Consider the following 1,779-nt stretch of genomic DNA (forward strand, 5'->3'; position numbering starts at 1 on the left):
GTTACCTTTGTTTGATTAAGATTTCGACACCTTTATCAAAACGGGTAACTTTCTCTTTTTCAAGAAGAATGTACGATCAAGTCTGAACTAATACAGTTTAACTAAAGCTAAAAATTCATTCAGTTCTTTTTCCTTTATTTCCTCAGTATCACCGAGTACATGTTCTCTAAGATGAAGTTCTATTAACTCATTCATTAAGCCATTTATCGCACCTTTAATTGCTGCAACTTGCTGTAATACCTCAATACAAGAATTTTCAGAATTTAAAATATTCTGTTCAAGGGCATTAGTTTGACCTTGAATTCGTCTAATCCGATTTAAAATTTTTTTGTTCTGATTTAAGTGAGACATACTATTCAACCTCAAGAACATATACTATGGGGGAGTATTAATTGTGGTGCAATAAAATGCAATATCTAAATAATGTTAAAAGTGACCATTCGCATCAATTTGACGAAGGAAATCCTTTAGCACAAAAGAAAATTTTAATCGCAACCATCCTCACTGGTGTAATGATGGTGTTTGAAATTTTTGGAGGATGGTTCTTTAATTCCATGGCTTTATTGGCTGATGGATGGCATATGAGTTCTCATATGTTGGCATTGGGCTTAGCTTATTTTGCCTATAAAATGGCTCGAAAATATGCTCGTGATCAGAGATTCTGTTTCGGTACATGGAAGATAGAAATCTTAGCTGGATATTCGAGTGCCATTTTATTGATGGTTGTTGCTGTATTCATGGGTGTTCAATCGATAGAACGTTTATTCAATCCTGTGAATATTCACTACAACGAGGCAATTTCAATTGCGATTGTTGGCTTGATCGTTAATTTTATTTGTGCCTGGTTACTACGTGAAAATGGTCACCACCACCATCATCACTCTCATGATGACCATGACCACCACCACGATCATCATCACTCTCATGATGACCATGACTTAAACCAGAAAGCCGCTTTTCTTCATGTAGTAGCAGATGCAGTAACTTCTGTATTAGCGATTATTGCACTTTTCGCAGGGAAGTATTTTGGATGGGATTTTTTAGATGCAATTCTAGGGATCGTAGGTGCAGTGCTTGTAGCACAATGGTCTTGGGGATTGATTAGAGAAACAGGTAAAACATTGCTTGATGCAGAGATGGAACATCCTGTAGTAAAGGAGATTCAGGAAGTTGTAGAGGAATTAGATAACCAAATTACGATTACTGATCTGCATGTCTGGAAAGTAGGTAGAAGTAAATTTTCATGTATTTTATCCCTAAATACAGTTAATGACTCCTTAACAGCAGAGGTAGTTCGTAAAGCTTTGTCAATTCATGAAGAGATTGTTCATATTTCTGTTGAAATTAACAGGAATTTCCATGTTGTTTAAATTAATATTTATTCCTTTTAAACTTTATCAGTCTATTTATGTAAATCTTAGATTAGAATTTGTTTGTTGTAGAGCGTCGGGGCGCCTCGGCAATTCTGCGTGTTGAAATAGAAAGGAAAATTCATTTTCTGAATGAAGATATCAGGTATGAACGGGTAAAGATACAATCCACGATTCATATTCAATTCCATGACTTTAAAGCGCAAAGCGTGTTGCAGATGCAGCTCTTATTCCGAGGAATTTTACACTGGTATCGCCCGCCGATAGAAACACCAGATCCGGCAGTCAGGACGTAAATAACCATTCCTCCAGTTTAAATGTATTAGTTCAGACTTGATCGTACATTCTTCTTGAAAAAGAGAAAGTTACCCGTTTTGATAAAGGTGTCGAAATCTTAATCAAACAAAGG

Annotated in this window: 2 protein-coding genes; one reads left to right on the plus strand and one right to left on the minus strand. The window is 35.9% G+C overall.

Features of this window, described 5'->3' with window-relative positions:
• Positions 1-87: 87 nt before the first annotated feature.
• Positions 88-351: a metal/formaldehyde-sensitive transcriptional repressor gene (locus N518_RS0115215; protein WP_026444488.1), complete on the minus strand. Its 264-nt coding sequence runs from the start codon at positions 349-351 to the stop codon at positions 88-90.
• Between the two features lie 56 nt (positions 352-407).
• Between N518_RS0115215 and dmeF the strand changes: the two genes are divergently transcribed.
• Positions 408-1,370, plus strand: coding sequence for a CDF family Co(II)/Ni(II) efflux transporter DmeF (gene dmeF / locus N518_RS0115220; protein ID WP_026444489.1), 963 nt, complete (start codon positions 408-410; stop codon positions 1,368-1,370).
• The last annotated feature ends 409 nt before the right edge of the window (positions 1,371-1,779 follow it).

The sequence above is a fragment of the Acinetobacter sp. UNC436CL71CviS28 genome, assembly GCF_000620525.1.
Classification (GTDB): domain Bacteria; phylum Pseudomonadota; class Gammaproteobacteria; order Pseudomonadales; family Moraxellaceae; genus Acinetobacter; species Acinetobacter radioresistens.